The 24312-nt window shown below is 68.3% G+C and carries 24 protein-coding genes and 2 tRNA genes; 12 read left to right on the top strand and 14 right to left on the bottom strand.

The genetic code is table 11. The features are described 5' to 3' along the window. Positions 1-30: 30 nt before the first annotated feature. The 3 genes from gyrA (at position 31) to ACWEQQ_RS02185 (ending at position 3760) form a co-directional block, all read left to right on the top strand. Positions 31-2544, top strand: coding sequence for a DNA gyrase subunit A (gyrA, locus tag ACWEQQ_RS02195; RefSeq protein WP_452339356.1), 2514 nt, complete (start codon positions 31-33; stop codon positions 2542-2544). 45 nt (positions 2545-2589) lie between these two features. Further along, on the top strand, positions 2590-3549 hold the full coding sequence (locus ACWEQQ_RS02190; protein WP_452339355.1) for a DUF3566 domain-containing protein: 960 nt from the start codon (positions 2590-2592) through the stop codon (positions 3547-3549). A gap of 137 nt (positions 3550-3686) precedes the next feature. Continuing rightward, positions 3687-3760: transfer RNA gene (locus ACWEQQ_RS02185), tRNA-Ile, on the top strand. A gap of 156 nt (positions 3761-3916) precedes the next feature. Here ACWEQQ_RS02185 and ACWEQQ_RS02180 read toward each other — a convergent pair. From ACWEQQ_RS02180 to ACWEQQ_RS02170, 3 genes are all read right to left on the bottom strand, one after another. Next, positions 3917-3989, bottom strand: a tRNA-Ala gene (locus tag ACWEQQ_RS02180). Positions 3990-4039: 50 nt separating this feature from the next. After that, the gene (locus ACWEQQ_RS02175; protein WP_452346842.1) at positions 4040-4636 is read right to left on the bottom strand and encodes a MarR family winged helix-turn-helix transcriptional regulator; all 597 of its coding nucleotides are present in this window, start codon (positions 4634-4636) and stop codon (positions 4040-4042) included. Beyond that, entirely contained in the window at positions 4630-5220 is a 591-nt protein-coding gene (locus ACWEQQ_RS02170) for a protoglobin domain-containing protein (protein WP_452346841.1), read from the bottom strand. Before ACWEQQ_RS02170 ends, ACWEQQ_RS02175 begins: the two co-directional genes overlap by 7 nt. Positions 5221-5281: 61 nt before the next feature. On the opposite strand from ACWEQQ_RS02170, the gene ACWEQQ_RS02165 reads away from it, so the two are divergent. The 4 genes from ACWEQQ_RS02165 (at position 5282) to ACWEQQ_RS02150 (ending at position 8990) form a co-directional block, all read left to right on the top strand. After that, entirely contained in the window at positions 5282-5389 is a 108-nt protein-coding gene (locus tag ACWEQQ_RS02165; protein WP_354848972.1) for a DLW-39 family protein, read from the top strand. Positions 5390-5691: 302 nt separating this feature from the next. After that, a complete protein-coding gene (locus tag ACWEQQ_RS02160) occupies positions 5692-6717 on the top strand; it encodes an adenylate/guanylate cyclase domain-containing protein (RefSeq protein WP_452346840.1) in 1026 nt (341 codons plus the stop codon). A gap of 438 nt (positions 6718-7155) precedes the next feature. Next, entirely contained in the window at positions 7156-8151 is a 996-nt protein-coding gene (locus ACWEQQ_RS02155) for an ATP-binding cassette domain-containing protein (RefSeq protein WP_452346839.1), read from the top strand. Further along, positions 8148-8990, top strand: a complete 843-nt coding sequence (locus ACWEQQ_RS02150; protein WP_452346838.1) for an ABC transporter permease — start codon at positions 8148-8150, stop codon at positions 8988-8990. The genes ACWEQQ_RS02155 and ACWEQQ_RS02150 overlap by 4 nt, the downstream gene beginning before the upstream one ends. Before the next feature lie 25 nt (positions 8991-9015). Here the strand turns inward: ACWEQQ_RS02150 and ACWEQQ_RS02145 are convergent, their stop codons facing one another. Genes ACWEQQ_RS02145 through ACWEQQ_RS02135 form a run of 3 tightly spaced genes read right to left on the bottom strand, consistent with a single transcriptional unit; the run spans position 9016 to position 11377 of the window. Beyond that, the gene (locus tag ACWEQQ_RS02145) at positions 9016-9198 is read right to left on the bottom strand and encodes a hypothetical protein (protein WP_354847382.1); all 183 of its coding nucleotides are present in this window, start codon (positions 9196-9198) and stop codon (positions 9016-9018) included. 55 nt (positions 9199-9253) lie between these two features. Then, a complete protein-coding gene (gene glmS, locus ACWEQQ_RS02140; protein ID WP_354847385.1) occupies positions 9254-11092 on the bottom strand; it encodes a glutamine--fructose-6-phosphate transaminase (isomerizing) in 1839 nt (612 codons plus the stop codon). Positions 11093-11107: 15 nt separating this feature from the next. Then, positions 11108-11377: a hypothetical protein gene (locus ACWEQQ_RS02135; protein ID WP_354847388.1), complete on the bottom strand. Its 270-nt coding sequence runs from the start codon at positions 11375-11377 to the stop codon at positions 11108-11110. A 133-nt stretch (positions 11378-11510) separates the two neighbouring features. Between ACWEQQ_RS02135 and ACWEQQ_RS02130 the strand changes: the two genes are divergently transcribed. Together ACWEQQ_RS02130 and ACWEQQ_RS02125 are read left to right on the top strand one after the other, a co-directional pair. Beyond that, complete coding sequence (locus ACWEQQ_RS02130) at positions 11511-12050, top strand: peptidylprolyl isomerase (protein ID WP_364609714.1); 540 nt, start codon at positions 11511-11513, stop codon at positions 12048-12050. A 36-nt stretch (positions 12051-12086) separates the two neighbouring features. Further along, on the top strand, positions 12087-12953 hold the full coding sequence (locus ACWEQQ_RS02125; protein ID WP_452339346.1) for a rhomboid family intramembrane serine protease: 867 nt from the start codon (positions 12087-12089) through the stop codon (positions 12951-12953). Here ACWEQQ_RS02125 and ACWEQQ_RS02120 read toward each other — a convergent pair. Next, positions 12950-13393 (bottom strand): PH domain-containing protein, encoded by a 444-nt coding sequence (locus tag ACWEQQ_RS02120; protein ID WP_452346837.1) that lies wholly within the window; start codon positions 13391-13393, stop codon positions 12950-12952. The two genes, ACWEQQ_RS02125 and ACWEQQ_RS02120, sit on opposite strands and share 4 nt — an antisense overlap. Before the next feature lie 86 nt (positions 13394-13479). Then, complete coding sequence (gene crgA / locus ACWEQQ_RS02115; RefSeq protein ID WP_040862582.1) at positions 13480-13746, bottom strand: cell division protein CrgA; 267 nt, start codon at positions 13744-13746, stop codon at positions 13480-13482. Positions 13747-13895: 149 nt separating this feature from the next. On the opposite strand from crgA, the gene ACWEQQ_RS02110 reads away from it, so the two are divergent. The 3 genes from ACWEQQ_RS02110 (at position 13896) to ACWEQQ_RS02100 (ending at position 15763) form a co-directional block, all read left to right on the top strand. Beyond that, on the top strand, positions 13896-14534 hold the full coding sequence (locus tag ACWEQQ_RS02110; RefSeq protein WP_452339344.1) for an aminodeoxychorismate/anthranilate synthase component II: 639 nt from the start codon (positions 13896-13898) through the stop codon (positions 14532-14534). Between the two features lie 91 nt (positions 14535-14625). After that, on the top strand, positions 14626-15309 hold the full coding sequence (locus ACWEQQ_RS02105) for a RibD family protein (protein ID WP_452339343.1): 684 nt from the start codon (positions 14626-14628) through the stop codon (positions 15307-15309). Continuing rightward, entirely contained in the window at positions 15299-15763 is a 465-nt protein-coding gene (locus tag ACWEQQ_RS02100; RefSeq protein ID WP_452346836.1) for a dCMP deaminase, read from the top strand. Before ACWEQQ_RS02105 ends, ACWEQQ_RS02100 begins: the two co-directional genes overlap by 11 nt. 84 nt (positions 15764-15847) lie before the next feature. On the opposite strand, the gene pknB is transcribed toward ACWEQQ_RS02100, so the two are convergent. The 6 genes from pknB to ACWEQQ_RS02070 are packed head-to-tail and all read right to left on the bottom strand — an operon-like array spanning position 15848 to position 24292. Then, entirely contained in the window at positions 15848-17746 is a 1899-nt protein-coding gene (gene pknB, locus ACWEQQ_RS02095; RefSeq protein ID WP_354847406.1) for a Stk1 family PASTA domain-containing Ser/Thr kinase, read from the bottom strand. Further along, on the bottom strand, positions 17743-19347 hold the full coding sequence (locus tag ACWEQQ_RS02090; protein ID WP_452346835.1) for a protein kinase domain-containing protein: 1605 nt from the start codon (positions 19345-19347) through the stop codon (positions 17743-17745). The genes pknB and ACWEQQ_RS02090 overlap by 4 nt, the downstream gene beginning before the upstream one ends. A 34-nt stretch (positions 19348-19381) precedes the next feature. Further along, on the bottom strand, positions 19382-20857 hold the full coding sequence (locus tag ACWEQQ_RS02085; RefSeq protein WP_379392950.1) for a peptidoglycan D,D-transpeptidase FtsI family protein: 1476 nt from the start codon (positions 20855-20857) through the stop codon (positions 19382-19384). Further along, a complete protein-coding gene (locus ACWEQQ_RS02080; protein WP_452346834.1) occupies positions 20854-22320 on the bottom strand; it encodes an FtsW/RodA/SpoVE family cell cycle protein in 1467 nt (488 codons plus the stop codon). The genes ACWEQQ_RS02085 and ACWEQQ_RS02080 overlap by 4 nt, the downstream gene beginning before the upstream one ends. Continuing rightward, positions 22320-23828 carry a PP2C family protein-serine/threonine phosphatase gene (locus tag ACWEQQ_RS02075; RefSeq protein WP_452346833.1) on the bottom strand — a complete coding sequence of 503 codons (1509 nt, stop codon included), beginning with the start codon at positions 23826-23828 and terminating at the stop codon, positions 22320-22322. Before ACWEQQ_RS02075 ends, ACWEQQ_RS02080 begins: the two co-directional genes overlap by 1 nt. Further along, positions 23825-24292: an FHA domain-containing protein FhaB/FipA gene (locus tag ACWEQQ_RS02070; RefSeq protein WP_040862589.1), complete on the bottom strand. Its 468-nt coding sequence runs from the start codon at positions 24290-24292 to the stop codon at positions 23825-23827. The genes ACWEQQ_RS02075 and ACWEQQ_RS02070 overlap by 4 nt, the downstream gene beginning before the upstream one ends. Positions 24293-24312: the final 20 nt, after the last annotated feature.

The raw sequence follows: 24312 nt of genomic DNA, 5'->3' as shown, positions 1-24312 counted from the left end.
CACCAAAAGACTTCCTACGGAGACCAATTCATGACTGAGACTTCGCTTCCGCCCTCGGGTGGCGACCGCATCGAGCCGGTCGACATTCAGCAGGAGATGCAGAACTCCTACATCGACTACGCCATGAGCGTGATCGTGGGCCGCGCGCTGCCGGAGGTGCGCGACGGCCTGAAGCCGGTGCACCGCCGGATCCTGTACGCGATGTACGACAACGGGTATCGGCCCGACCGCGGCTACGTGAAGTCCGCGCGCCCGGTCGCCGACACCATGGGTAATTACCACCCGCACGGTGACACCGCGATCTACGACACCCTGGTGCGCATGGCGCAGCCGTGGGCGCTGCGCTACCCGCTGGTCGACGGCCAGGGCAACTTCGGTTCCCGCGGCAACGACGGCGCGGCCGCCATGCGTTACACGGAGTGCCGCCTGACGCCGCTGGCCATGGAGATGCTGCGCGAGATCGACCACGAGACGGTCGATTTCATCCCGAACTACGACGGTAAGACGCAGGAGCCGACCGTGCTGCCGAGCCGGGTGCCCGCCCTGCTCATGAACGGCTCCAACGGCATCGCCGTCGGCATGGCGACGAACATCCCGCCGCACAACCTGAACGAGCTGGCCGAGGCCATCTACTGGGCGCTGGACAACCACGACGCCGACGAGGAGACCACCCTCGCGGCGTGCATCGAGCGCGTGAAGGGCCCGGACTTCCCGACCGCCGGCCTGATCGTGGGCACCCAGGGCATCATCGACGCCTACACCACCGGGCGCGGTTCGGTCCGCATGCGCGGTGTGGTGGAGATCGAGGAGGACAACCGGGGTCGCACCACGATCGTCATCACCGAGCTGCCGTACCAGGTCAATACCGACAACTTCATCAACGCCATCGCCGAGCAGGTGAAGGACGGCAAGATCGCGGGTGTCTCCGACATCCACGACGAGTCGTCCGACCGTGTCGGTCTGCGCATCGTCGTCACGGTGAAGCGCGACGCCATCGCCAAGGTGGTGCTGAACAACCTCTACAAGCACACCCAGCTGCAGACCTCCTTCGGCTGCAACATGCTCTCGATCGTCGACAAGGTGCCGCGCACGCTGCGCCTGGATCAGATGATCCGGCTGTATGTGAATCACCAGTTGGAAGTGATCATCCGGCGCACCCGCTACCTGCTGCGCAAGGCGGAGGAGCGGGCTCACATCCTGCGCGGTCTGGTGAAGGCGCTCGACCAGCTGGACGCCGTGATCGCGTTGATCCGCCGCTCGGCCGACACCGAGACCGCGCGCACCGGCCTGATGCAGTTGCTGGAGATCGACGAGATCCAGGCGACCGCCATCCTCGACATGCAGCTGCGCCGCCTGTCGGCCCTGGAGCGTCAGAAGATCCTCGACGAGTTGGCCAAGATCGAGGCCGAGATCGCGGACCTCAACGACATCCTGGCCAAGCCGGAGCGCCAGCGCGCCATCGTCCGTGACGAATTGGCCGAGATCGTCGACAAGTACGGCGACGACCGCCGCACCAAGATCATCGCGGCCGACGGCGATGTGCAGGACGAGGATCTGATCGCCCGCGAGGACGTGGTCGTGACGATCACCGAGACCGGCTACGCCAAACGCACCAAGACCGACCTCTACCGTTCGCAGAAGCGCGGCGGCAAGGGCGTGCAGGGCGCGGGTCTCAAGCAGGACGACATCGTCAAGCACTTCTTCGTCACCTCCACCCACGACTGGCTGCTGTTCTTCACCAACAAGGGCCGGGTGTACCGGGCCAAGGCGTACGAGCTGCCCGAGGCCAACCGCACCGCGCGCGGCCAGCACGTGGCGAACCTGCTCGCCTTCCAGCCGGACGAGAAGATCGCCCAGGTCATCCAGCTCAAGTCCTACGAGGACGCGCCCTATCTGGTGCTGGCCACCCGCAAGGGTCTGGTCAAGAAGTCCAAGCTGACCGACTTCGATTCCAACCGGACCGGCGGCATCGTGGCGGTGAATCTGCGCGATGAGGACGAATTGGTCGGTGCGGCACTGTGTTCGGCGGACGACGATCTGCTGCTGGTGTCGGCGCACGGCCAGTCCATCCGCTTCAATGCCAACGACGAGGTGCTGCGCCCGATGGGACGGGCCACCTCCGGCGTGCAGGGCATGCGCTTCAATGCCGACGATGAACTGTTGTCGCTCAACGTCGTTCGCGACGCGGAGGGCATCTATCTGCTTGTCGCGACGGCGGGTGGGTACTCCAAGCGCACGGCCATCGACGAGTACACGGCGCAGGGTCGCGGCGGCAAGGGTGTGCTGACGATCCAGTACGACGAGAAGCGTGGCAATCTGGTCGGTGCGCTCATCGTCAATGACGATGATGAGCTGTATGCGATCACCTCCGGTGGCGGTGTCATTCGCACCGCGGCGAACCAGGTTCGCAAGGCCGGTCGCCAAACCAAGGGTGTGCGGTTGATGAACCTGGGCGAGGGCGATATTTTGCTCGCGATCGCCCGGAACGCGGATGAGCCCGACCAGGTTGCCGAAGATGACACCAGCGGTTCGGCGAAGCAGTAGTTTCACCACAGCAGCGGCGGCACGAACGGATCGAAGGATTCACCATTGACCACGAATCAGCCGAATGACCAGCGCGGTCATGCCAATGGCGTGACCGAGAGAATCGCCCCGTCCCCGATTCCGCCGCGGCCTGTTCCGCGGACCGGCGGGAACGACGGCGGTGCGCCGCAATCACCCGAATTGTCGGACCAGTCCGGCGATTTCGGGCCGGAAGGTAACAATTCGGCAGAGGCCGCGGCACCGGAGGCCGCGGACACCCACGGCGGTTCGCCCTTCCAGGAAGGCTGGTCCCAGCTGCCGCAGCGGGAGCCGCAGTCCAACCTGTACCGCCCGGGCCAGGCCCCGACGCCGGGCAGCACCGCCAGCCTCAAGGGCGGCGGTCTGCAAGGCGGCGGCCTCAACGCCGGCGTCTCCAATGCCCGCACCACCGCCGACCTGGCGGCCAAGGCGGCGCGCAAGGAGGCGGCCATGGTGAAGTCCGTCGGCATCGACGGACCGACCCGCAGCATCGCCCGCCCGGAACTGGTCAAGGATCTGCCCGATCTGTCCGAGCTGCGACACCCGCTGCCGCCGCCGGAGCCGATCGCGCCGGCCGGTCCGGTCTCGCCGTCCGCCCCCGCGGCGGTGGCGCAGGCCGCGGCCACCGGTGAGCCGCTGCGTGCCACCGTGCAGCTGCGCCACATCGACCCGTGGTCCACGCTCAAGGTCTCGCTGGTGATCAGCGTGGCCATGTTCTTCGTGTGGATGCTGGCGGTCGGCCTGCTGTACCTGGTGCTCGAGGGCATGGGTGTGTGGGAGCGCCTGAACTCCACCTTCACCGACATGGTCTCGGACAACTCCAGCTCGGCGCTCATCGACGCGGGCACGGTCTTCGGCTACGCCGGTGTGATCGGTCTCATCAATGTGGTGCTGCTGACGGCGCTGTCCACGGTCGGCGTCTTCGTCTACAACCAGTGCACCGATCTGGTCGGCGGCATCCAGGTCACCCTGGCCGATCCCGACTAGAAACCGCTGTTTCGATCCGCCGCTACGGCCGGTCCGTCCTGCCCTGTGCAGGGCGCTGACCGGCCGTTTTGGTTATCGGCGCTCCGGTACGGTAATCTTCTGCCTCGTTCGAGTCACACACTTCGAACACCCATTGAGGGCCTATAGCTCAGGCGGTTAGAGCGCTTCGCTGATAACGAAGAGGTCGGAGGTTCAAGTCCTCCTAGGCCCACTCGAAAGATCGAAAACGCCTTCCGGTAATTCCGGGAGGCTTTTTTCATTTCACGATTCGGTCACTGCGGCATCGGGATACGGCGTGCACCGAATACGAACGCGCACGGAATACGAAAAAGCCGCAGGCTGCGAGGCAACCTGCGGCTTTCGTTTGTGGAGCCTAGGGGAATCGAACCCCTAACCCCTGCCTTGCAAAGGCAGTGCTCTGCCAATTGAGCTAAGGCCCCAGACCTGCACGAAGGTACATGTCGGAGTTGGCCCAGGTCAAACCCCGTGCTCAGTCGCCTGCCGGTTGGTGCTCGGGGCAGTTGACGCGGAGGTCACGCGGGGGGAGCGGCTGCTGGAGCAGGTCGCAGCGGGGTGTGCCCGCATCGCCCGGGCGGTAGAAGCGGCAGGTGGTGCAGGTGCGGGCCACCTGCACCACCCCGGCCCGGAGCAGCCCGGCAATCAGGTCGAGCAGGGTGCGCAGGGCCTGATCCTGTTGTGCGCCGGGCAGATCCGCGACGCAGGCGCGCAGCACGTCGTCCGCGGCGCGGATCTCGGCGGCCAGTTCGGCGCCGTCGGGGGTGAGGACGATGGCGCTGCGCCGGCGGTCGCCCGGGGCGGGCTGCCGGGCCACGTGACCCTTGCGTTCCAGCGCCAGCAGCGAATCCGACACCGTGGGCTGGCTGACCCCGAGTTCGGCGGCCAGCAGCCCGGTGAGGGGTTCCGGCGGCGGGCCGTCGGCGAGGGTGCGCAGTAGTTCGAGTTGCAGGGGCGTCAGGCCGGTGCGGGAGGCGATGGCCTGACGGTGGGCGCGGACGCCGCGGGCGATCCGGTCCAATGCCGCGACCACCTTGTCCGCGACCTCGTTGTCGTCTCCCGCATTCACCACAGGTCAGGACTGTACGGCCTGGCCCACAGCACCGCCGACAGGGTGATCGCCTTGAACCAGGCGTGATACATGACATCGACCTCGGCAGCGGCTGCGCCGGTCGCGCCCAGGAAGTCGCGGATCGTCACGGTGATCGGCACGATGAGCGCGAGCAGATGCCGCAGCGGGATGTGGGTGGCGGGCGAGTTCACCCCATCGGTGCGGTTCTTGCCGGAGGTGTGGTGCCGGCGCGCGATCTCCTCCTGGTAGGCCAGCCAGTTCGCGTCGTACTCGCGGGTGCACACATCGGCGATCCACTGCCCGAACCGGGCCCGCACGGCGGCCAGGTAGGCCGGATCGGGTTGCCCGTCGGCGCCGGCGAAGGCGGCGACCAGATGGCTGTTCGCGCCGACGAATCCGTACCAGACGTCGAGGATTCGGTCGGTCTGCGGCAGCAGGATTTCCCCGGCGCGCCGCAGGGCCGCGGCATCCTCGGCGCTCCACAGCAGCGACCGCTGGAGTTCGGCGAGCTCGTCCGGCGAGATCGGGGAGGACGTGAGATTCGGGCTGTCGTAGGTGTATCCGGCGGGAGCTGGGATCGTCATGCCGAGAACCATAGGAGTCCTATGTTTGTTCGTCAAGACTCCGCCACGTAGGGTGGGAGACATGAAATTCGTCCTCACCCTCGTTGTGATCGCCGCGGTCGTCTTCGGAATCAGCAAGCTGCGTCAGCGCAATGACGCCGACCTCTGGCACGAGGTCACCACCCGCTGAAAACCGCTGACGGTGTGCCGATTTCGTCAACCTGATGACGAAATCAGCACACTGTTCGCTGGATTCCCACGCCGGCTACCGAAAGACTCGCCGGCGCAGGCGATCTGGCGGCGGCTGCTCGCGCATCGCACGCCGGCCACCGTCGGACAGGATCCGCACAGTGGTGATCCTGCCCGCGCCGTTCGGTCCGAGCAGCCGCGGTGTCACACGGTGGCGGGGCGGTGGAACCGATCGGGAAGTTCGGGGCTGTGACACGAAACAAGCCAGGGTTTTCCGGTCGATTCACGCCGTAAGGTCGAAGTATGGCGCCCACTGAGATGTCCGAACTGGTGCAGTCCGTGGTGGAGCCCTATCTGCTCAGCGGGCCGCGCAAGTACAACCGGCACCAGGTGTCGGACCTGACCGGGCTGCCCAGCAGCGTCACCCGGCGGCTGTGGGTGGCGCTCGGTTTCCCGGCCGACCCGGACGACGAGGCCGTGGAGTACGGCGACTCCGATATCGAGGCCGCCCGGACCTTCGCCAAACTGCACGTGCTGGCCTCCGCGGACGTGCACCGGCAGACCACCGCGGCGCGCACCCTGGGCCGGTCCATGGCCCGGCTGGCCGAGTGGCAGGTCGATCTGGTGACCGAGGAGATCCTGGATCGCCTGGCCACCATCACCCGCGAGCGGCCGGACATCGATCCGACGGAGGCCGCGCGCATCGCCACCGACGAGGTGGTCACCGAGTTCGAGACATTGCAGCGCTATGCCTTCCGCCGGCACCTGGACGCTGCGCTGGCGCGGTCGCTGAACGGGGGAGCGGTGGCCGGGGACGCGCTGCGTGAACTGGCCGTCGGATTCGCCGACATGGTCGGTTACACCCGCCTGACCCGGCACCTGGAGGCCGATGAGCTGTCGGCGCTGCTGGAGGCCTTCGAGACGGCCACCAGCAATGCGATCGTGGCCAATGGCGGCTGGGTGATCAAGAACGTCGGTGACGAAGTCATGTTCGCGGCGAACACCGCCGCCGGGGGCGCGCGCATCGCGCTGGCCGTGCAGGAGGCCGCCATCGCCTCGCACGGCGTCACCCAGGAACTGCGGGTGGGGCTGGCCTACGGCGAGGTCCTGCAACGCTTCGGCGACCTCTACGGCTCGGTGGTGAATACCGCGGCGCGACTCACCGGTGTGGCCCGGCCGGGCACGGTGCTGGTGGACGACGGCGCGGCGGCGGCGATCGAGACCGACCCGGAATTCATGCTGCGGCATCTGGCCACGGTGCGGGTGAAGGGCATCAACCGGTTGTACGGGCATGTGCTGCGCCGCAATGAGATTCGGCCGTTGGTCTGAGCGATTCCGCTGCCGGACGCTGATTCCGCCGCCGGGCGAACCTACTCCGGGAATGGGGGCGGGCCTCGGCGAAGGGGGGGAGTTAGCCGAGGCCCGCGTAAGGTCGGCCCGGGGGGGAGGGGCCGACGGGAACGATCCTACGCGACGAATTCGGATTGTGTGGCTATCGGGGGCCCGCGTTCCAAGTTTTTTTCGCGGAAAAAGTGTCGTACCCGGGTGCGACGATGGCGGCGTGACCGAATTGCGCCCTTCGCCGAAATCGATTCGAGTAGTGCACTACTCGCGTTCGTGGCCGGTGTGTGGGCGGATCATCGAATCGGCCGCATCCTGTACCGGCAACCCCGAGCACCGCCGGACCCCCAACGGGATGCGGCCTCTTTGGTGTAATGGCAGTTGAGAGTCGCTGCGGCAGTCCCACCACGAGACACCAGGAGAATCATGCCCGACGCGATAGTCGCCGAGGGTCTGGTCAAGAGGTACGGCCATCTGGTCGCCCTCGACGGCCTGGACCTGTCCGTTCCCGAAGGCACCGTGACCGCCTTGCTCGGCCCCAATGGCGCCGGCAAGACCACCACCGTGCGCGTGCTCACCACCCTGCTGATCCCGGACGCGGGCCACGCCACCGTCGCCGGGGTGGACGTGCTGAAGGATCCGCAGCTGCTGCGCTCCCGTATCGGCACCTCCGGGCAGTACGCGGCCGTCGACGAATACCTCACCGGCTTCGAGAATCTGGAGATGGTCGGGCGGCTGTACCACATGGGCGTGCAGCGCAGTAAGGAGCGCGCCCGCGAGCTGCTGGACCGCTTCCGGCTCGCCGACGCGGCCGACCGGCCGGTGAAGGGCTACTCCGGCGGCATGCGGCGCCGGCTCGACCTGGCCGGCGCGCTGGTGGCGAATCCGCCGGTGCTGTTCCTGGACGAACCCACCACGGGCCTGGATCCCCGTGCGCGCCTGGATCTCTGGGATGTCATCGAGGAGCTGGTGGCGGGCGGCACCACGCTGTTGCTGACCACCCAGCACCTGGAGGAGGCCGACCGGCTGGCCGATTCCATCGCCGTCATCGACCACGGCCGGGTCATCGCCAAGGGCACCTCCGACGAACTCAAGGCCATGGTGGGCGGCGACCGCATCGAGCTCGTCGTCGACCATGCCGACAATCTGGCCGTCGCACAGCAGGCGCTGGAAGGCTTGGCGCACGGCGAGATTCGCCTCGAACCGGGCTTGCGACGCATCATCGTGCCGGTCGAGGACGGCTCGCAGGCCCTGGTGGACGCCATCGGGCAACTCACGAAACATGAAGTGCGCATTCATGATGTGGGTCTGCGCCGACCCTCGCTGGATGACGTGTTCCTGTCGCTGACCGGGCACGAGGCCGAGGAGCTGGTCAACGGACATCGTTCCGCCGACGAGAACCTGGGGGGTGGTGCCCGATGAGCGCCGTCCTCGCCGTCGCCGAGAAGCCCTCGCTCGCACAGCGACTCGCCATGGTCGTCAGCGACAGCCTGACCATCACCAAGCGCAATGTCATCAAGATTCGGCGCGTGCCGGACGTGCTGGTCTTCTCGACCTTGGCGCCGATCATGTTCGTGCTGTTGTTCGCCTACGTCTTCGGCTCGGCGATCACCGTGCAGGGCACGTCCTACCGGGAATTCCTGATCGCCGGCATCTTCGCCCAGACCGTGGTGTTCGGGGCCACCTATACCGGTCTGAGCCTCGCCGAGGACATGCAGAAGGGCATCATCGACCGCTTCCGCTCGCTGCCCATGGCGCCGTCCGCGGTGCTGATCGGCCGCACCGCGGCGGACATGGTGATGAATGTGGTCAGCCTGATCGTCATGTCGCTGACCGGCCTGGTGGTGGGATGGCGGATCCGCGGTTCCCTCCTCGACGCCGTGCTCGCGTATGTCCTGCTGCTGTTGTTCGCCTACGCGATGTCGTGGATCCTGGCCACGATCGGCCTGATCGTGCGGGCGCCGGAGGTGTACAACAATGCCAACTTCATGGTGATCTTCCCGCTCACCTTCATCGCCAACACCTTCGTGCCCACCGCCAACCTGCCCACGGTGCTTCGTGTGGTGGCGGAGTGGAATCCGGTGTCGGCGGTGACGCAGGCGACCCGCGACCTGTTCGGCAACGCCAGCCCGATGGGGCTGAGCGCGGATGTCTGGCCCATGCGGCACCCGGTCGCGACCACCCTGATGTGGATCGTGGTGATTCTCGCGATCTTCGTGCCGCTGGCGCTGAATCAGTACAAACGGTCGGTGAGCCGCTGACCCGTCGGCCGATGCCGCCGGCCCGTCAGTGGGTCGGCGTCAGGTCCGGAGTCGGCGCCGAGCCGTTGCGCGAGTAGCCCAGGCGCGGCGGCTCCGCGGCCGGCGCCTGCGGCTGCGGGCGCTTGCTCACGAAGAACGCGATGACGCCGCCCGCAATCGCGACGAGGGCGGCCACAATGACCTTGTTACGAACGCTCCCCAGCTCCATCCGACCATGCTGGCACAGCAATGGAATTCGTGCACGAACGGGGGAGCGAACGCGGTTACTCGACGGTAACGCTCTTGGCCAGATTGCGGGGCTTGTCCACGTCCCGGCCCAGCGCCATGGCCGTGTGATAGGCCAGCAGCTGCAGCGGGATGGTCAGGATGATCGCGTCCAGCTCCGGGCACACCGCCGGGACCCGGATCACCGCGTCCGCCAGGCCATCCGGCAGATCGGTATTGGTGACCGCGATGACCGGCCCGCCGCGCGCCTTGATCTGCTCGATGGTGGTGATGTTCTTGGCCAGTAGCTCGTCGCCGGGGACCAGCACGATGCTCGGCATCTCCGGGTCGATCAGCGCCAGCGGGCCGTGCTTGAGCTCGGAGCCCTGGTACGCCTCGGCGTGAATGTAGGAGATCTCCTTGAGCTTCTGCGCGCCCTCGCGCGCCACCGGCCAGGCGCGCACCCGGCCGATGAAGAACATGCTGCGCGCCTTGGCGAATCGGGACGCGATATCGGCGATCTCCTCGTCGGCGGCCAGCACCGCGTCGATCGCGTCGGGCAGCGCGCGCAGTCCGCTGACGATGCGCTCACCGCCGGCCGCGGACAGATCCCGCACCCGGCCCAGCAGCAGCGCCAGCATGGCGAACGACACCGTCATATTGGTGAGCGCCTTGGTGGAGGCCACCGACACCTCCGGGCCCGCGTGCAGGAACACGCCCGCACCGCACTCCCGGGCGATGGCGCTGCCCACCACGTTCACCGCGCCGATCACCCGGCCGCCCTTGCGCTGCAATTCCTGAACGGCCGCAAGGGTATCCAGGGTCTCGCCGGACTGGCTGATGGCCACGTACAGGGCGTCCGGGTCCACCACCGGATTGCGGTAGCGGAACTCCGAGGCGGGCTCGGCGGTGGCCGGAATCCGGGCCAGCTCCTCGACCAGTTGCGCGCCCAGCTGGCCCGCGTAGTAGGCCGAGCCGCAGCCCAGGAACACCACCTTGCTGATGCCGCGCAGCTCGCGCGCGTCCATATTGAGGCCACCCAGGTGGGCGGTGGCGAATCGTTCGTCCAGGCGGCCGCGGAGCGCCCGGCGCACGGCGTCGGGCTGTTCGGCCATTTCCTTGCGCATGAAGTCCGGGTACCCGCCCAGCGCGTAGTCCTCGGCCGCCATGTCGATGGTGGTGGGGATCTTGTCGGTGCGGCGCGCCTCGAGACCGAGTGTGCTGGTGCGGAATTCGCCCGCACGCACGGTGGCCAGCTCGCCGTCGTCGAGGAACACCACGCGCTGGGTGTGGTGCACCAGGGCGGCCACATCGGAGGCTACGAACATCTCGCCGTCGCCGACGCCGAGCACGATGGGGGAGCCGTTGCGGGCCACCACCAGCTCGTCGGGCCGGCGGGCGTCGAGGACCAGCAGGCCGTAGGTGCCCTCGACCCGGTGCAGCGCGGTGCGGACCGCGTCCTCGAGCGTTTCGGCCCCGTCCAGGGCGGCGGCCACCAGGTGCGCGATGGCCTCGGTATCGGTGTCGGAGACGAATTCCACCCCGTCGGCGGTCAGCGCGGCGCGCAGTTCCTCGGCGTTCTCCACAATGCCGTTGTGCACGACCGCGATCCGGCCGGAGCCGTCGGTGTGCGGGTGCGCGTTCGCGTCGGAGGGCTCGCCGTGGGTGGCCCAGCGGGTGTGCGCGATGCCCACATTGCCGCGCAGCCGGGCGCCTTCGGCGTCGGCCCGATCACGCAGGTCCTGGACCCGGCCCTGGGTCTTGGTGACCCGCAGCCGGCCGCGGTGCGGCACGGCCAGTCCCGCGGAGTCGTAGCCCCGGTACTCGAGCCGGTGCAGGCCCTCCAGCAGGACCGGGACGGCCTCACGGTGCCCGATGTAACCGACGATTCCACACATTGCGCGACGGACTCCTCACCCGTAGACGATGCGACGCAGTTGTCGTTCGGTGAAGTCGGGGGCGGCCACCGGGCGCTGCGCGAGCTCCGCCGCCAGGCGCTGCCAGATCTCGGCATTGCGGACCTGACGGCCCTGCAGTTCGGCATGTCTGCGGCGCACGAACTGCTCGGCGGTCTCGTCGAAGTATCCGACGACGTCGGCGACCACGCGGGCCGCGACGGCGGGCGGCAGGCCGGTGGAGGCCGCTACATGGCGCACCAGGTCGACCGGAACCCCGTCATTCACCCGACAGAACTTGCCATGCCGCGGCTGTTTCCGCCACTTTTGTGCCCGGATTCGGGCAGGGGATCACATGTCCGGGTCATTCTCCGAGCAGAAATTGTGCCGATTCCGGGCGTGCTCCGGCCCTGCGCCTAGGCTGGCGGGCGTGACCTCACCGAATCAGACCGCCGTGGCGACGCTGCACACCAGCCACGGTGACATCAAGATCTCGCTCTTCGGTAACCACGCCCCCGCCACGGTCCGCAACTTCCTCGGCCTGGCCGACGGTTCCGCGCGATACACCACGAAGAACGCCTCCGGCACCGACTCCGGACCGTTCTACGACGGCGCGATCTTCCACCGCGTGATCGACGGATTCGTGATTCAGGGCGGCGACCCCACCGGCACCGGCCGCGGCGGTCCCGGCTACGAGTTCAAGGACGAATTCCACCCGGAACTGCGGTTCACCCGCGGCTATCTGCTGGCCATGGCCAATGCCGGGCCGGGCACCAACGGCTCCCAGTTCTTCATCACCCTGGGCCCGCAGCCGGGCCTGAACCGCAAGCACACCATCTTCGGTGAGGTCCTCGACCCCGAATCCCGCAAGGTGGTCGACGCCATCGCCGGCCTGCCGACCGATGACGACGACCGTCCCAGGGACGGCGACGTCGTGATCAACAGCATCACCATCTCCTGACCCGGCCGAATCAGGCCAGAGCCGAAGAGAATTCACATGCAACCCCAGCCGCCCGCGCCGACCTGCTACCGCCACCCCGACCGGCCCACCGGTCTGGCCTGCACCCGGTGCGGGCGCTCGGCCTGTCCCGAATGCCTCACCCCGGCCGCGGTCGGACAGCACTGCGTGGACTGTGTCCAGCAGGGCCGCAACGATGTCCGGCCGGTCCGCAACGCCGCCGGGACCGCGGTGTCGCGGATACCCAACCCGTACGTCACCTACTCGCTGATCGCGATCAATGTGATCGTCTACGCGGTCACCGTGCTCCAGGCCCACAGCCTGATGGACAACCAGCGGTCGCGGCTGTTCTACGACTGGGTGCTGGTGCCCGCCTTCGTCGGCGACGGCGGCTGGGTACGGGTGCTGGGGTCGGGCTTCCTGCACTACGGGCCGATTCACCTGCTGGCCAATATGTTCGCGCTCTACGTGCTCGGCCCGTACTGCGAAGTGGCGCTGGGCCGTGGGCGATTCGTGGCCGTCTACCTGGCCTCGCTGCTCGGCGGTTCGGCGGCGGTGACCGCGCTGTCGGATCCGCTCACCGCCTCGGCGGGCGCGTCGGGCGCGATCTTCGGCATCTTCGGCGCGGTGGCCGTGATCATGCTGCGGACCCGGCAGAACCTCACCCAGATCGCGGTGCTGCTGGTGATCAACCTGATCATCACCTTCTCGGTGCCCGGCATCTCGATCTGGGCGCACCTGGGCGGACTGCTGGCGGGCACGATTGCGACCACCGGCATCCTCTACGTGCCGCGTTGGCTGGGGATTCGGGAGACTCGCACGGCGCTGAACATCGGCTGGGCGGCGGTGGCGGTGGTGGCGCTGCTCGCGGTGCTGGCGACGGTGCTGGCCGCGCCGAGCCTCTAGCGCGCCAGGTGAATACGCAGCACCTCGAGGACATCCTCGGGGTGCGCGCCCAGATCCCAGCGGCCCAGGATCAGCAGCTTCTCTTCGCCGTGGTGATCCACATCCATCTCGAGCATGGGCATCCGCCGGCCGAGTCGCCGGTAGTACACCACGCGGACGCGCAGGATCTGCTGGGGCGTGTAGCGCTGCAGCCCGGTCAGGCCACGCACCACGATATGCACAGGGTCACCGGGCTCGATCGCCAGGCGCGGCCGCTGCCGCAACCCCATGCCGGTGAGGAAGAGCAGTCCCAGCGCGGCGACACCGATGAGCAGGCGGCCGGGCGCATCGTTCGTCACGAAGGCGGCCACGACCAGCGCGAGGCCGCCGACGCCGCAGGCCGCGAGCGCGGCCGGGGGTGTGGACCAGGCGAGAGGGGAGGAGGGATCGGGGGCTGTCACGGTCCCCACTCCCTCCTCGAGTTGTCCACAGGCTCATCCACAGGTGTGTATGAATAACAATGGTGTAAGCCACACATGTGCCGGACTCAGCGCCAGCGCATGGTCATGATCAGGCCGACGACCATCAGGCCGAACCCGATCAGGAAGTTCCACGCGCCCAGGTCGCTCATCCAGCCGATGTGCTCGTTCGCCAGGTAGTAGACGAGCAGCCAGGCCAGCCCGGCCAGCATGAAGCCCAGCATGATGGCGACGTACCAGACCGGCGACGGACCTGCCGATTTCACGCGTACGGGCGTGCGGCTGGCCGGGTTGATCGTGTAGTCGGTCTTCTTCCGGACCTTTGACTTAGGCATGACGTCCTCGTATTCGGCGTTCTGTCTGCATAGACATTATCCCGGCAACCCTGTGGAAAGTGTCGTTGGGGAGTGCCCGGTCGATTGTGGCGACACGGTTCGGCGGTATTGCGTGCGACGGCGCGCACCGCGCCAACTACTCTCGAATCATGCGTGTACTGGTCGTCGACAACTACGACAGCTTCGTGTTCAACCTGGTTCAGTATCTCGGACAGCTGGGTGTGGATGCCGAGGTCTGGCGCAACGACGATGATCGGCTCGCGGATGTGGACAAGGTTGTGCAGGACTACGACGGGGTGCTGATCAGCCCCGGGCCCGGCACCCCCGATCGCGCCGGCGCCAGCATCGCCCTGGTGCACGCCGCCGCCCGGCACGCCACTCCGCTGCTCGGCGTCTGCCTGGGTCATCAGGCCATCGGAGAAGCGTTCGGCGCCACCGTGACCCGTGCCCCCGAACTGTTGCACGGCAAGACCAGCGAGGTCTTCCACATCGGCGCGGGCGTGCTGGCCGGTCTGCCGGATCCGTTCATCGCCACCCGCTACCACTCGCTGACCGTCCTCGAGGAGACCATGCCGCCGGAGCTGGAGGTGCTGGGCCGCACCGAATCCGGCATCGTCATGGCTATGCGGCATCGCGATCTGCCCATCCACGGTGTGCAGTTCCATCCCGAATCCGTGCTCACCCAGGGCGGACACCGCATGCTCGCCAACTGGCTCGGCGTGTGCGGCGAGCGGCCGGCGGAGGGACTGGTGCAGACCCTGGAGGCGGAGGTCGCGGCACTGGCATGAGCGGTCAGGGCCCGGAGGAGCCGCTCCACCTCCCAGCGCTTGCCTGCGTAACCACGCAGGGCCCCCGCGCATGCCACATGGATACAGCGTCATGAGGCCACACGTCATGCTGTCGGTGGCCGTCAGCATCGACGGCTATATCGACGACACCGGCCCCGACCGGCTGCTGCTGTCCAACGCAGCCGATTTCGATCGGGTGGACGCGCTGCGCGCGGACTCGGACGCCATCCTGATCGGCGCGGAAACCCTGCGCCGCGACAATCCCCGGCTGCTGGTCAACAGTGCGGATCGGCGCCTGCATCGGGTCGCCGCGGGCAAGCCGGAGTATCCGGTGCGCGTGATCGTCACCGCCGGTGGCGATCTCGACCCGGAACTGCGGTTCTGGCACTGCGGCGGCGAAAGACTGGTCTACACCACCGATTCCGGAGCCACCCGCATCGGTGACCGTTTGGCCGGGCTGGCCGAGATCGTCTCGCTCGGCTCGTTGATCGAATTCGACGCCCTGCTCGATGACCTGGGCAAACGCGGCCTGGAGCGGCTCATGGTCGAGGGCGGCGGTGCCATTCACACCGGCTTCCTGTCCGCCGGTCTGGCCGACGAGATCCGGATGGCCGTGGCGCCGGTCGTGGTCGGGGATCCGGCCGCCCCGCGCTTTCTCGGGCCCGCCGCCTTCCCGGGCGGCCCCAATCACCGCATGCAGCTGGCCGATGTGGGCCGGATCGGCGATATCGCGCTGCTGCGCTATCTGCCGAAGGAGGATTCCGATGTCGGATGACGAGGCACGGCTGGATCGCGGGTGGATGCGGCACGCCATCGGCCTGGCGCGGTTGTGCCGGCACAGCGACACCGCCTTCGCGGTGGGCGCGGTGATCGTGGGCGCGGACGGGGTGGAGATCGCGCACGGGTGGTCGCGGGAGACCGACGACAAGGTGCACGCCGAGGAGTCGGCGCTGAACAAGCTGGAGCCGGACGATCCGCGGCTGCCGTCGTCCACGCTGTACAGCACGCTGGAGCCGTGCTCGCAGCGGGCGAGCCAGGATCGGCTGCCCTGCACGGATCGCATTCTCCAGGCCGGCATCCGGCGTGTGGTCATCGCCTGGCGGGAGCCCGGCACCTTCGTGGACAACTGCGTCGGGGTGGAGAAGCTGCGCGAGCACGGCGTCGAGGTGATGGAGCTGCCGGATCTGGCCGAAGAGGCCATGTCGATGAACCGTCATCTGCGACTGTAGGTTTCGCGCGCCGAAGGTTTCACATGAAACAAAGGGGGTTCGCGGACAGTCCGCGAACCCCCTGTTCTCACAGTGGAATCGGCATCACGGCGGGCCGAGCGACAGCACGCCGGTCGTGATGGTCACCGTCTGGCTCTTGCCCAGCGGCGAGCCCGCGGTCGGCTGCTGGGCCAGGATGCGCCCGACCTCACCCGCGTTCAGGGTGCTCATGTTGTTCTGGCTGACCTGCCCGTTCCAGCCCTTCTGCCGCAGCATGTCCACGGCCTGGGCCGGGGTCATGCCGCGCAGGTCGGGCATGGTCAGCTGGTCGCCGCTGGAGACCTGCACGGTGATGCTGGAACCCTTGTCGGCCTGGGTGCCCGCGGGCGGATTGGTGGCGATGACCGTGCCCTTGGGCTGGTTGTTCGGCACCTCCTGCACGGTCACCTTGAAACCGGCGGTGTCCGACAGCGTCGACTGCGCGACGTCGATGGACTGGCCGACCACGTCGGGCACCCGCACCTTGTCCGGGCCGGAGCCGAGGGTGATGGTGACCTGCCCGTCGGAGTCGATCTTCTGCCCCGCGTCGGGGGTCTGCCCGACGATCTTGTCCTTGTCCTCGGTGCTGGACGCTTCCCGCTTCACATCCGGATTCAGCCGCAGCCCCTGGGAATTCAGCTGCTGTTCGGCCTGCTGCTGGGTGAGCCCGGCCAGTTTCGGCACCGGCACCTGCTGTGGGCCGGCCGACACCTGCAGGGTGACGGTGCTGCCCTTGTCGACCCGCGAACCGCCCAGCGGCTGGGTGGCGATCACATTGCCCTGCGCCACCTTGGGATCGTTCTTCTGCTGGATGGCGACCGTGAAACCGGCTCGTTCCAGATCCCGTTGCGCCAGTTGGTAGTTCTGATTGGCCACATCCGGCACCGCGACCTGATCCGGATGCGAGCCGGGTCCGATCAGCATCCACAGCAGACCGCCGACCGCGGCGATCGCCGCCACCGCGAGCACCGCGATCAGCGCCGTGCGCCGGCGCGGGCTCGCCTCGACGATCTCCTGCTCGGTGGTGTCGTCGCGGCGCTCGACGGTGCGATAGCTGCGCGGCGGCGGCAGTTCGTCGTCGAAGCTGCGGTCCTCGTCGGTCATCACCATGGGCGCGGTGGGTTTCTGCCCGCCCAGCACCCGGATCAGGTCGGCGCGCATTTCCGCGGCGGTCTGGTACCGGTTGGCCGGGTTCTTGCTCATGGCCTTGAGCACGACCGAATCGAGTTCGCGTGGCACGCCCGGATGCACCTGCGACGGCAGCCGCGGATCCTCCCGGACGTGCTGGTAGGCCACCGCGACCGGTGAGTCGCCGGTGAAAGGCGGTTCGCCGGTGAGGATCTCGTAGAGCACACAGCCCACCGAGTACACGTCCGAGCGGGCGTCCACCTGTTCGCCGCGGGCCTGCTCGGGCGAGAGGTACTGGGCGGTGCCGATGACGGCGGCCGTCTGGGTCATGGGGTTGGAGCTGTCGGCGAGGGCCCGGGCGATGCCGAAGTCCATCACCTTCACCGCGCCGGCGCGGTTGATCATGATGTTGGCGGGCTTCATGTCCCGGTGCACGATGCCGTTGCGGTGCGAGAAGTCCAGCGCCGCACACACATCCGCGATGACCTCCATGGCGCGCCGGGGCGGCAGCGGGCCCTTGCCGCGCACCAGGTCGCGCAGGGTGTCGCCGTCGACGTACTCCATGACGATGTAGGGCAGCGGGCCGCCGTCCACCTCGGCCTCGCCGGTGTCGTACACCGCCACGATCGCCGGATGGTTGAGCGCCGCCGCGTTCTGCGCCTCCCGCTTGAAACGCAGGTAGAACGTGGGGTCGCGGGCGAGGTCGGCGCGCAGCACCTTGATGGCCACATCCCGGCCGAGCCGCAGATCCCGGGCCTTGTGGACCTCGGACATGCCACCGAACCCGATGATCTCGCCCAGCTCGTAGCGGGAGGAGAGGTTCTTCGGGGTCGTCATGGCAATCCTTGCTGCGGGACTGTGGATGAATAGGGGTCGGACTCGTAGACAGGACCGCGGTTACTGCCGGGACTTACTACGCCGGGAGTCACCCCGCCGGGATTCCCGCCGCCGGGACTCACTCCGCCCGGATTCGCTGGCAATGATGGTATGTCGTTGTTCGGCCAGGGCCAGCGGCCGGTGGTGGTCGGCCGTGCCGAGGTGGTGGTCTTCGGCACGGTGGTGGTCGGCGGCGCGGTCGTGGTGGGCGGTGGCGTGGTCGTCGGCTCGGGTGTGGTGGTCGGCGGCGGCTCGTAGGTGGTCACCGCGGGCGGCGGCACCGGCCGTTCCCGGGTGGTCGTGGTCGGCGGGGGCGTGGTGGTGGTCGGCGTGATCACCGGGGGCGCCACCACCGCGCTGGTGCGGGCGGGCGGCGTGGAGTCGTGCGAGGAGCTGCTCATCAGCACGATGGCGGCGGCCGCGCCCAGAATGAGCGCGCCCACGCCGAGCCCGGCGATGGCCTTCTGGCCGGCGGTGAATCGCCCGGTTCCGGGGTCTTCGGCGCCGGCGAAGGTCATCGGGCCCGCCGGAGTGCGCGGTCCGGGCATCACGGTGGTCGCGGAGGCGGGCGGCTCAGCGATGCCGCGCATGGGCTGCGGCGGCGGCGCGTACCGGGTGGTGGCCTGGTCGGCCCGGGCGCCCGGAATGATCATGGTCGGTCCGGGCGGCAGCACCCGGGTGGCGCCGGTCATCGGCGGCACGGACGGAATGCCGCCGGGCGGCGTGGGCCGGCGACCCGAGCGCACCGCGGCCACCGCGTCGGCGAACTCGCCGCCATTGGTGTAGCGCTGGCCCGGATCCTTGGCCATGGTGATCTCGATGAGCTCGCGCACATTCGGCGGCAGATCGGCGGGCAGCGGCGGCGGGGCCTCCCGCACGTGCTTCATGGCCACGGTCAGCGCACCGTCACCGGTGAACGGCCGGGCGCCCGAGAGCGCCTCGTAACCGACCACGCCCAGGGAGTACACGTCGGAGGCGGCGGTGGCGTCCTCGCCGGTGGCCTGCTCCGGCGCGATGTACTGGGCGGTGCCCATCACCATGCCGGTCTTGGTGACCGGGGAGGCGTCCACCGCCTTGGCGATGCCGAAGTCGGTGATCTTCACCTGACCGGTCGGGGTCACGAGGATATTGCCCGGCTTCACATCCCGGTGCACCACGCCCGCCAGGTGCGCGACCTGGAGGGCGCGACCGGTCTGCTCGAGCATGTCCAGCCCCTGCGCCACCGAGAGCCGGTTCAACCGCGACAGCACCGCGTTGAGCGGTTCACCCTGTACGTACTCCATGACCAGGTAGGCGATTTCGCCGCCCGACCCGTCCTGCGTTTCGCCGTAGTCGTAGATGCTCGCGATGCCCGGGTGGTTGAGCTGCGCGGTGGTCCGCGCCTCGGTACGGAAGCGCTGCCGGAAGGTCGGATCGGCGGAGAACTCCGCCTTGAGCACCTTCACGGCGACCCGGCGGTCCAGCCGGGTGTCCAGCGCTTCCCAGACCTGACCCATGCCGCCGGTCGCGATCAGCCGCTGCAGCCGGTACCGGTCCGCGATCATCGCACCGTTGTTCAGCATTCGTGACCCTGTCTACCTTGCACTCTCATGTCGTTCAGCCCCCCAGTCCGGCGTCCAGCACCGCTCGCGCGATCGGGGCGGCCACGGAGCCGCCGGTGGCCGCCAGTGCCCGGTCGCCGCCGTTCTCGACGATCACCGCGATCGCGATCTTCGGGTTCTGCGCCGGCGCGAAGGCGATGTACCAGGCGTGCGGCGGCGTGTTGCGCGGATCGTTGCCGTGCTCGGCCGTGCCGGTCTTCGACGCGATCTGATACGAGCGCGGCTGCGTCCCTCCCTGCGTGTTCTTCTCCGACTCCAGCATCAGATTGGTGATCTGGGTGGCCACCTGCGGTGTCACCGCCTGGCCCACCGAGGTCGGCTTGGTGGTCTCCAGCGTGCTCAGATCGGGCGCCTGCAGCTGGTCCACCAGAAACGGCTTCATCCGCACGCCGCCATTGGCGATGGTGGCCGCGATGACTGCATTGTCCAGCGGGGTGAGCGCGACGTCGCGCTGACCGATGCTGGACTGGGCCATGGCCGCATTGTCGGGAATCGTTCCGACCGTGCTGTCCGCCCAGGGGATCGGAATATTGGGGTGCTGGGTTCCGATGCCGAACGCGCTGGCCTCGTCCTTGAGTTTCGCGGCTCCGACCTTCATACCGAGCTCGGCGAAGGCGGTGTTACAGGAGTACTTGAAAGCGTCGGTGAGAGAAGCGGTTTGGGCGTCGCCCGGACCGCAGTGGCTGCCGTTGTAATTCTCCAGCGTGGTGGTGGTGTCGGGCAGCGTGATCCGCGGCGCCGCGGTGAACTGATCGTCGGGCTTGGCGATGCCGTTGGACAGCGCGGCCGCGGTCACGATCACCTTGAAGGTGGAGCCCGGCGGATAGGTCTGCGAGACAGCGCGATTCAGCATCGGCTGGCGCGGATCCTGCTGCAGCTGCTCCCAGGTCTTCTGGGTGGCGGCGCCGTCGTGCCCGGCCAGCAGGTTCGGGTCGTAGGACGGCGTGGAGACCATGGTCAGGATGCGGCCGGTGCTGGGCTCGACGGCCACCACCGAACCGGTCAGGTTCTTGGCGGTGAGCTGGTCGTAGGCGACCTTCTGCATGACCGGGTTGAGCGTGGTCACCACATTGCCGCCGCGCGGATCCCGGCCGGAGATCATGTCGATGAGCCGGCGCCCGAACAGGCTGTTGTCGGAGCCGTTGAGCACCGAGTCCTCGGCGTGCTCGAGCTGGTTGCTGCCGTACTGCATCGAGTAGTAGCCGGTGGCGGGCGCGTAGGCCAGCGGATCGGTCGGGTAGGTGCGCAGGTACTTGTAGCGGTCGTCGGTGGCGACCGACGAGGCCAGCACCGTGCCCGCCGCCGAGATCTGGCCGCGCTGACGTGCGTACTCGTCCAGCAGGACTCGCACATTGCGCGGATCGTTGCGCAGGCTGTCGGCCTTGAACACCTGCACATAGGTGGCATTGGCGAGCAGCGCGACGATCATCACCATGACCGCCAGCGCCACCCGGCGCAGCGGCGTGTTCACGCGCCACCCCCCTCGACCTTGCGCAACAGTTGAGTCGACGCGTCCGCGATCGGCTCCGCCCGCTTGCGGGCGGGGGCCGGCCGGCGAGCGGCGTCGGACACCTTGATCAGCAGGCCCAGCAGCACATAGTTGGCCAGCAGGGACGAACCGCCGTAGGACATGTACGGCGTGGTGAGACCGGTCAGCGGAATCAGCTTGGTGACGCCGCCGACCACCACGAACACCTGGATGGCGATCGTGAAGGACAGGCCCGCGGCCAGCAGCTTGCCGAAGCTGTCGCGAATGGCCAGCGCGGTGCGGATCCCGCGAATGGTGAACACGCAGAACAGCATCAGGATGGCGGTCAGCCCGATCAGGCCGAGCTCCTCCCCGATGGCGGAGATGATGAAGTCGGTCTTGGCGAACGGCACCTGCGAGGGCCGCCCGCTGCCCAGCCCGGTCCCGGCCAGTCCGCCGGTGGCCAGCCCGAACAGCGACTGCGAGATCTGGTAGCCGGTATTGGAGTAGTCGGCGAAGGGATGCAGCCAGGTCGAGAACCGCACCCGCACATGCCCGAACGCGAAGTAGGCGAACACCACCCCGATGGTCAGCAGCACCAGCCCGACCGCCACCCAGCCCACCCGCTCGGTCGCGATGTAGAGCATGCACAGCACGGTGGCGAAGATGAGCAGCGAGGTGCCCAGGTCCTTCTCCACCACCAGCACGCCCACCGACAGCACCCAGACCAGCAGGATCGGGCCCATGTCGCGCATGCGCGGCAGCTCCATGCCGAACACGTGCTTGCCCGCGCCGGTGAACAGGTCGCGCTTGGACACCAGCACACCGGCGAAGAACACGATGAGCGCGATCTTGGCGAACTCACCGGGCTGAACACTGAAGCCCGGCAGGCGAATCCAGATCTTCGCGCCGTTCACCTGCGAGTACCGGTCCGGCAGCACCGCGGGCAGGGCGAGGGCGATGACCCCGATCAGGCCGAGGGTGTAGGCGTAGCGGGCCAGGCTGCGGTAGTCATGCAGCGCGATCAACAACCCCGTGAAAACCACCATCCCCAGCCCCGTCCACAGCACCTGCTGGTTGGCGTCGGGGGAGGGGATGGGCAGCGAGGCGAACGCGGCGTCCTGTGCCTGCGCCAGGTCGATGCGGTGGATCACCACCAGGCCCAACCCGTTCAGCAGTGCCACGATCGGTAGCAGGACCGGATCCGCGAAGGCCGCGAACCGCCGCACCGCCAGATGCGCGACGCCGAACAATGCCATGTACGCGGCACCGAGTTTGGCGATCTCCCAGGTGATCGCCTGCTCCTGACTGGCCTCCACCAGCACCAGCGACACCGTCGTGATGACGGCCGCCAGCCCCAGGAGCAGCAGCTCGACATTGCGCCGGGTGGCGGGTGGCGGCGCAGGAGCGAATCCGCCCGGTGGACTGGGAAAAGCCCCAGTGGACGGCGGTGCCGGTGCGGACATCAGTCCGCCGTCCTGCAGTTCTGCCCCGGAGTCTGCGGTGCCGTGGTGGTGGTGACAGGAGCGGTCGGCTGGTCGGTCTTGCGGGGTTCCAGGGGGTGGTTCTCGCCGGTGCGCTCACCGCCGGTGAGGTTGCCGGGCGCGGCCGGAGCGGCCGGGGTGGTGGTGACGGGTGTGCCCGGTTGGTTGGGGTCGGCGGGCGGCGCGACCGGCGTGGTCGACGGAGTGACCGGCGCCTGCTGCTGCTTCTCGCACGGGGGCAGCAGTTCGCCCTGCACCAGGTTCCGGATCTGCTTGACGGCGTCGTCGCGGGAACCGGGCGGCAGGCCCTTGTCGACCGAATCGCGGCCGCTGGGGCGGAGATCGTTGCGGGTCAGCTGGGCACAGCCGGAAGGAAACTTGTCGCCGGGTGCGGTCAGCGTCAATTCGCCGCCGCGCGTGACGCAGCCGACCTGGTCCACATCGCGGATGGAGTAGCCCAGCACCGAACCGGGCAGGCCGCGCAGCACGACCACCTTCTCGCCGTCCACGCCGATGTAGTAGTTGCTGCGAATCATGTTGTAGCCCACGGTGAGTCCCGCGCCGACCGCCACCAGCAGGGCCAGTGACAGCGCCAGCCAGCGCAGCTTGTGGCTCTTCTTGGGCGGTTCGGGTTCGGGCTGCGGCACCGCGCGGCGCGGCGTGGCGCGCGGCGGGCGCATGGCGGCGGCCCGGCCGGCGGCGGTGTTCGGCGGGGGAGTGTCCTCGTCCTCGCCGGAGGCCGCGCCCGCCACGATCGGGTGGCTCTGGCCGTAGTCCAGATCGATGACGTCGGCGACCACCACGGTCACGTTGTCGGGACCGCCACTGCGCAACGCCAATTCGATGAGCCGATCCGCCGACTCGTCGGTGGTGCCCTCGCGCAGCGTGTTGGCGATGGTCTCGTCGCTCACCACGTCCGAGAGGCCGTCGGAGCAGAGCAGATAGCGGTCCCCGGCTCGCGCCTCCCGCACCACCAGGGTGGGGTCGATCTCGTTGCCGGTGAGCGCCCGCATGATCAGGGAGCGCTGGGGATGAGTGTGGGCCTGCTCCGGGGTGATCCGCCCCTCGTCCACCAGCGACTGCACGAAGGTGTCGTCGCGGGTGATCTGGGCCAGCTCACCGCCTCTGAGCATGTAGGCGCGGGAGTCGCCGATGTGGGCGAGGCCGAGTTTGCGCCCGGCGAACAGGATGGCGGTGAGCGTGGTGCCCATGCCGTCGAGTTCGGGCTCCTCCTCGACCTGGTCGGCGATGGCCGCATTGCCTTCGTGCACAGCACGATTCAGCTTGCCGAGCAGATCGTCGCCGGGCTCGTCGTCGTCCAGATGCGCCAGGGCGGCGATCATCAGCTGCGAGGCGACCTCACCGGCGGCGTGGCCGCCCATGCCGTCCGCCAGCGCGAGCAGTCGTGCACCTGCGTAGACGGAATCCTCGTTGTTGGCTCGGACGAGACCACGGTCGCTGCGCGCTGCGTAGCGGAGAACAAGTGTCACGATCGCAGCTCGATCACTGTCTTGCCGACACGGACAGGGGTGCCGAGTGGAACTCGGACCGGAGTGGTGACCTTCGACCGGTCGAGGTAGGTCCCGTTGGTGGAACCGAGATCCTCGACGTACCAGTCCTCACCGCGCGGAGACAGTCGCGCGTGGCGGGTGGAGGCGTAGTCGTCGGTGAGAACCAGTGTGGAGTCGTCGGCCCGCCCGATCAGCACCGGCTGTGTGCCGAGCGAGATGCGGGTGCCGGCGAGAGAACCCTGAGTCACCACGAGATATTTGGCGCCCTTCTGGCCCCGGCGGAATGATGGGAGCACCGCGGAACCGCCTGCGGCCCGAGGCGCGACCCGAAGGCCGGAAGCCGCGTAGATATCGCTGCGCAGGGTCCGGAGCACCGCCCACACGAACAGCCACAACAACAGCAGGAACCCCGCACGGGTCAATTGCAGGATCAATCCCTGCACGGTGCTCCACCTCCTGTTCG

This window comes from Nocardia sp. NPDC004123 (assembly GCF_053603795.1).
The sequence above is the reverse complement of the archived record's forward strand: the minus strand, read 5'-3'. Positions and strand labels throughout refer to the sequence as shown.

Bases quoted from the DNA above. Each gene is read 5' to 3' on its own strand.
- gyrA (WP_452339356.1), top strand. From the start codon at position 31: ATGACTGAGACTTCGCTTCCGCCCTCGGGTGGCGACCGCATCGAGCCG.
- ACWEQQ_RS02170 (WP_452346841.1), bottom strand. From the start codon at position 5,220: ATGACGATCCCAGCTCCCGCCGGATACACCTACGACAGCCCGAATCTC.
- ACWEQQ_RS02165 (WP_354848972.1), top strand. From the start codon at position 5,282: ATGAAATTCGTCCTCACCCTCGTTGTGATCGCCGCGGTCGTCTTCGGA.
- ACWEQQ_RS02160 (WP_452346840.1), top strand. From the start codon at position 5,692: ATGGCGCCCACTGAGATGTCCGAACTGGTGCAGTCCGTGGTGGAGCCC.
- ACWEQQ_RS02155 (WP_452346839.1), top strand. From the start codon at position 7,156: ATGCCCGACGCGATAGTCGCCGAGGGTCTGGTCAAGAGGTACGGCCAT.
- ACWEQQ_RS02150 (WP_452346838.1), top strand. From the start codon at position 8,148: ATGAGCGCCGTCCTCGCCGTCGCCGAGAAGCCCTCGCTCGCACAGCGA.
- ACWEQQ_RS02145 (WP_354847382.1), bottom strand. From the start codon at position 9,198: ATGGAGCTGGGGAGCGTTCGTAACAAGGTCATTGTGGCCGCCCTCGTC.
- glmS (WP_354847385.1), bottom strand. From the start codon at position 11,092: ATGTGTGGAATCGTCGGTTACATCGGGCACCGTGAGGCCGTCCCGGTC.
- ACWEQQ_RS02125 (WP_452339346.1), top strand. From the start codon at position 12,087: ATGCAACCCCAGCCGCCCGCGCCGACCTGCTACCGCCACCCCGACCGG.
- crgA (WP_040862582.1), bottom strand. From the start codon at position 13,746: ATGCCTAAGTCAAAGGTCCGGAAGAAGACCGACTACACGATCAACCCG.
- ACWEQQ_RS02110 (WP_452339344.1), top strand. From the start codon at position 13,896: ATGCGTGTACTGGTCGTCGACAACTACGACAGCTTCGTGTTCAACCTG.
- ACWEQQ_RS02105 (WP_452339343.1), top strand. From the start codon at position 14,626: ATGAGGCCACACGTCATGCTGTCGGTGGCCGTCAGCATCGACGGCTAT.
- ACWEQQ_RS02100 (WP_452346836.1), top strand. From the start codon at position 15,299: ATGTCGGATGACGAGGCACGGCTGGATCGCGGGTGGATGCGGCACGCC.
- pknB (WP_354847406.1), bottom strand. From the start codon at position 17,746: ATGACGACCCCGAAGAACCTCTCCTCCCGCTACGAGCTGGGCGAGATC.
- ACWEQQ_RS02090 (WP_452346835.1), bottom strand. From the start codon at position 19,347: ATGCTGAACAACGGTGCGATGATCGCGGACCGGTACCGGCTGCAGCGG.
- ACWEQQ_RS02080 (WP_452346834.1), bottom strand. From the start codon at position 22,320: ATGTCCGCACCGGCACCGCCGTCCACTGGGGCTTTTCCCAGTCCACCG.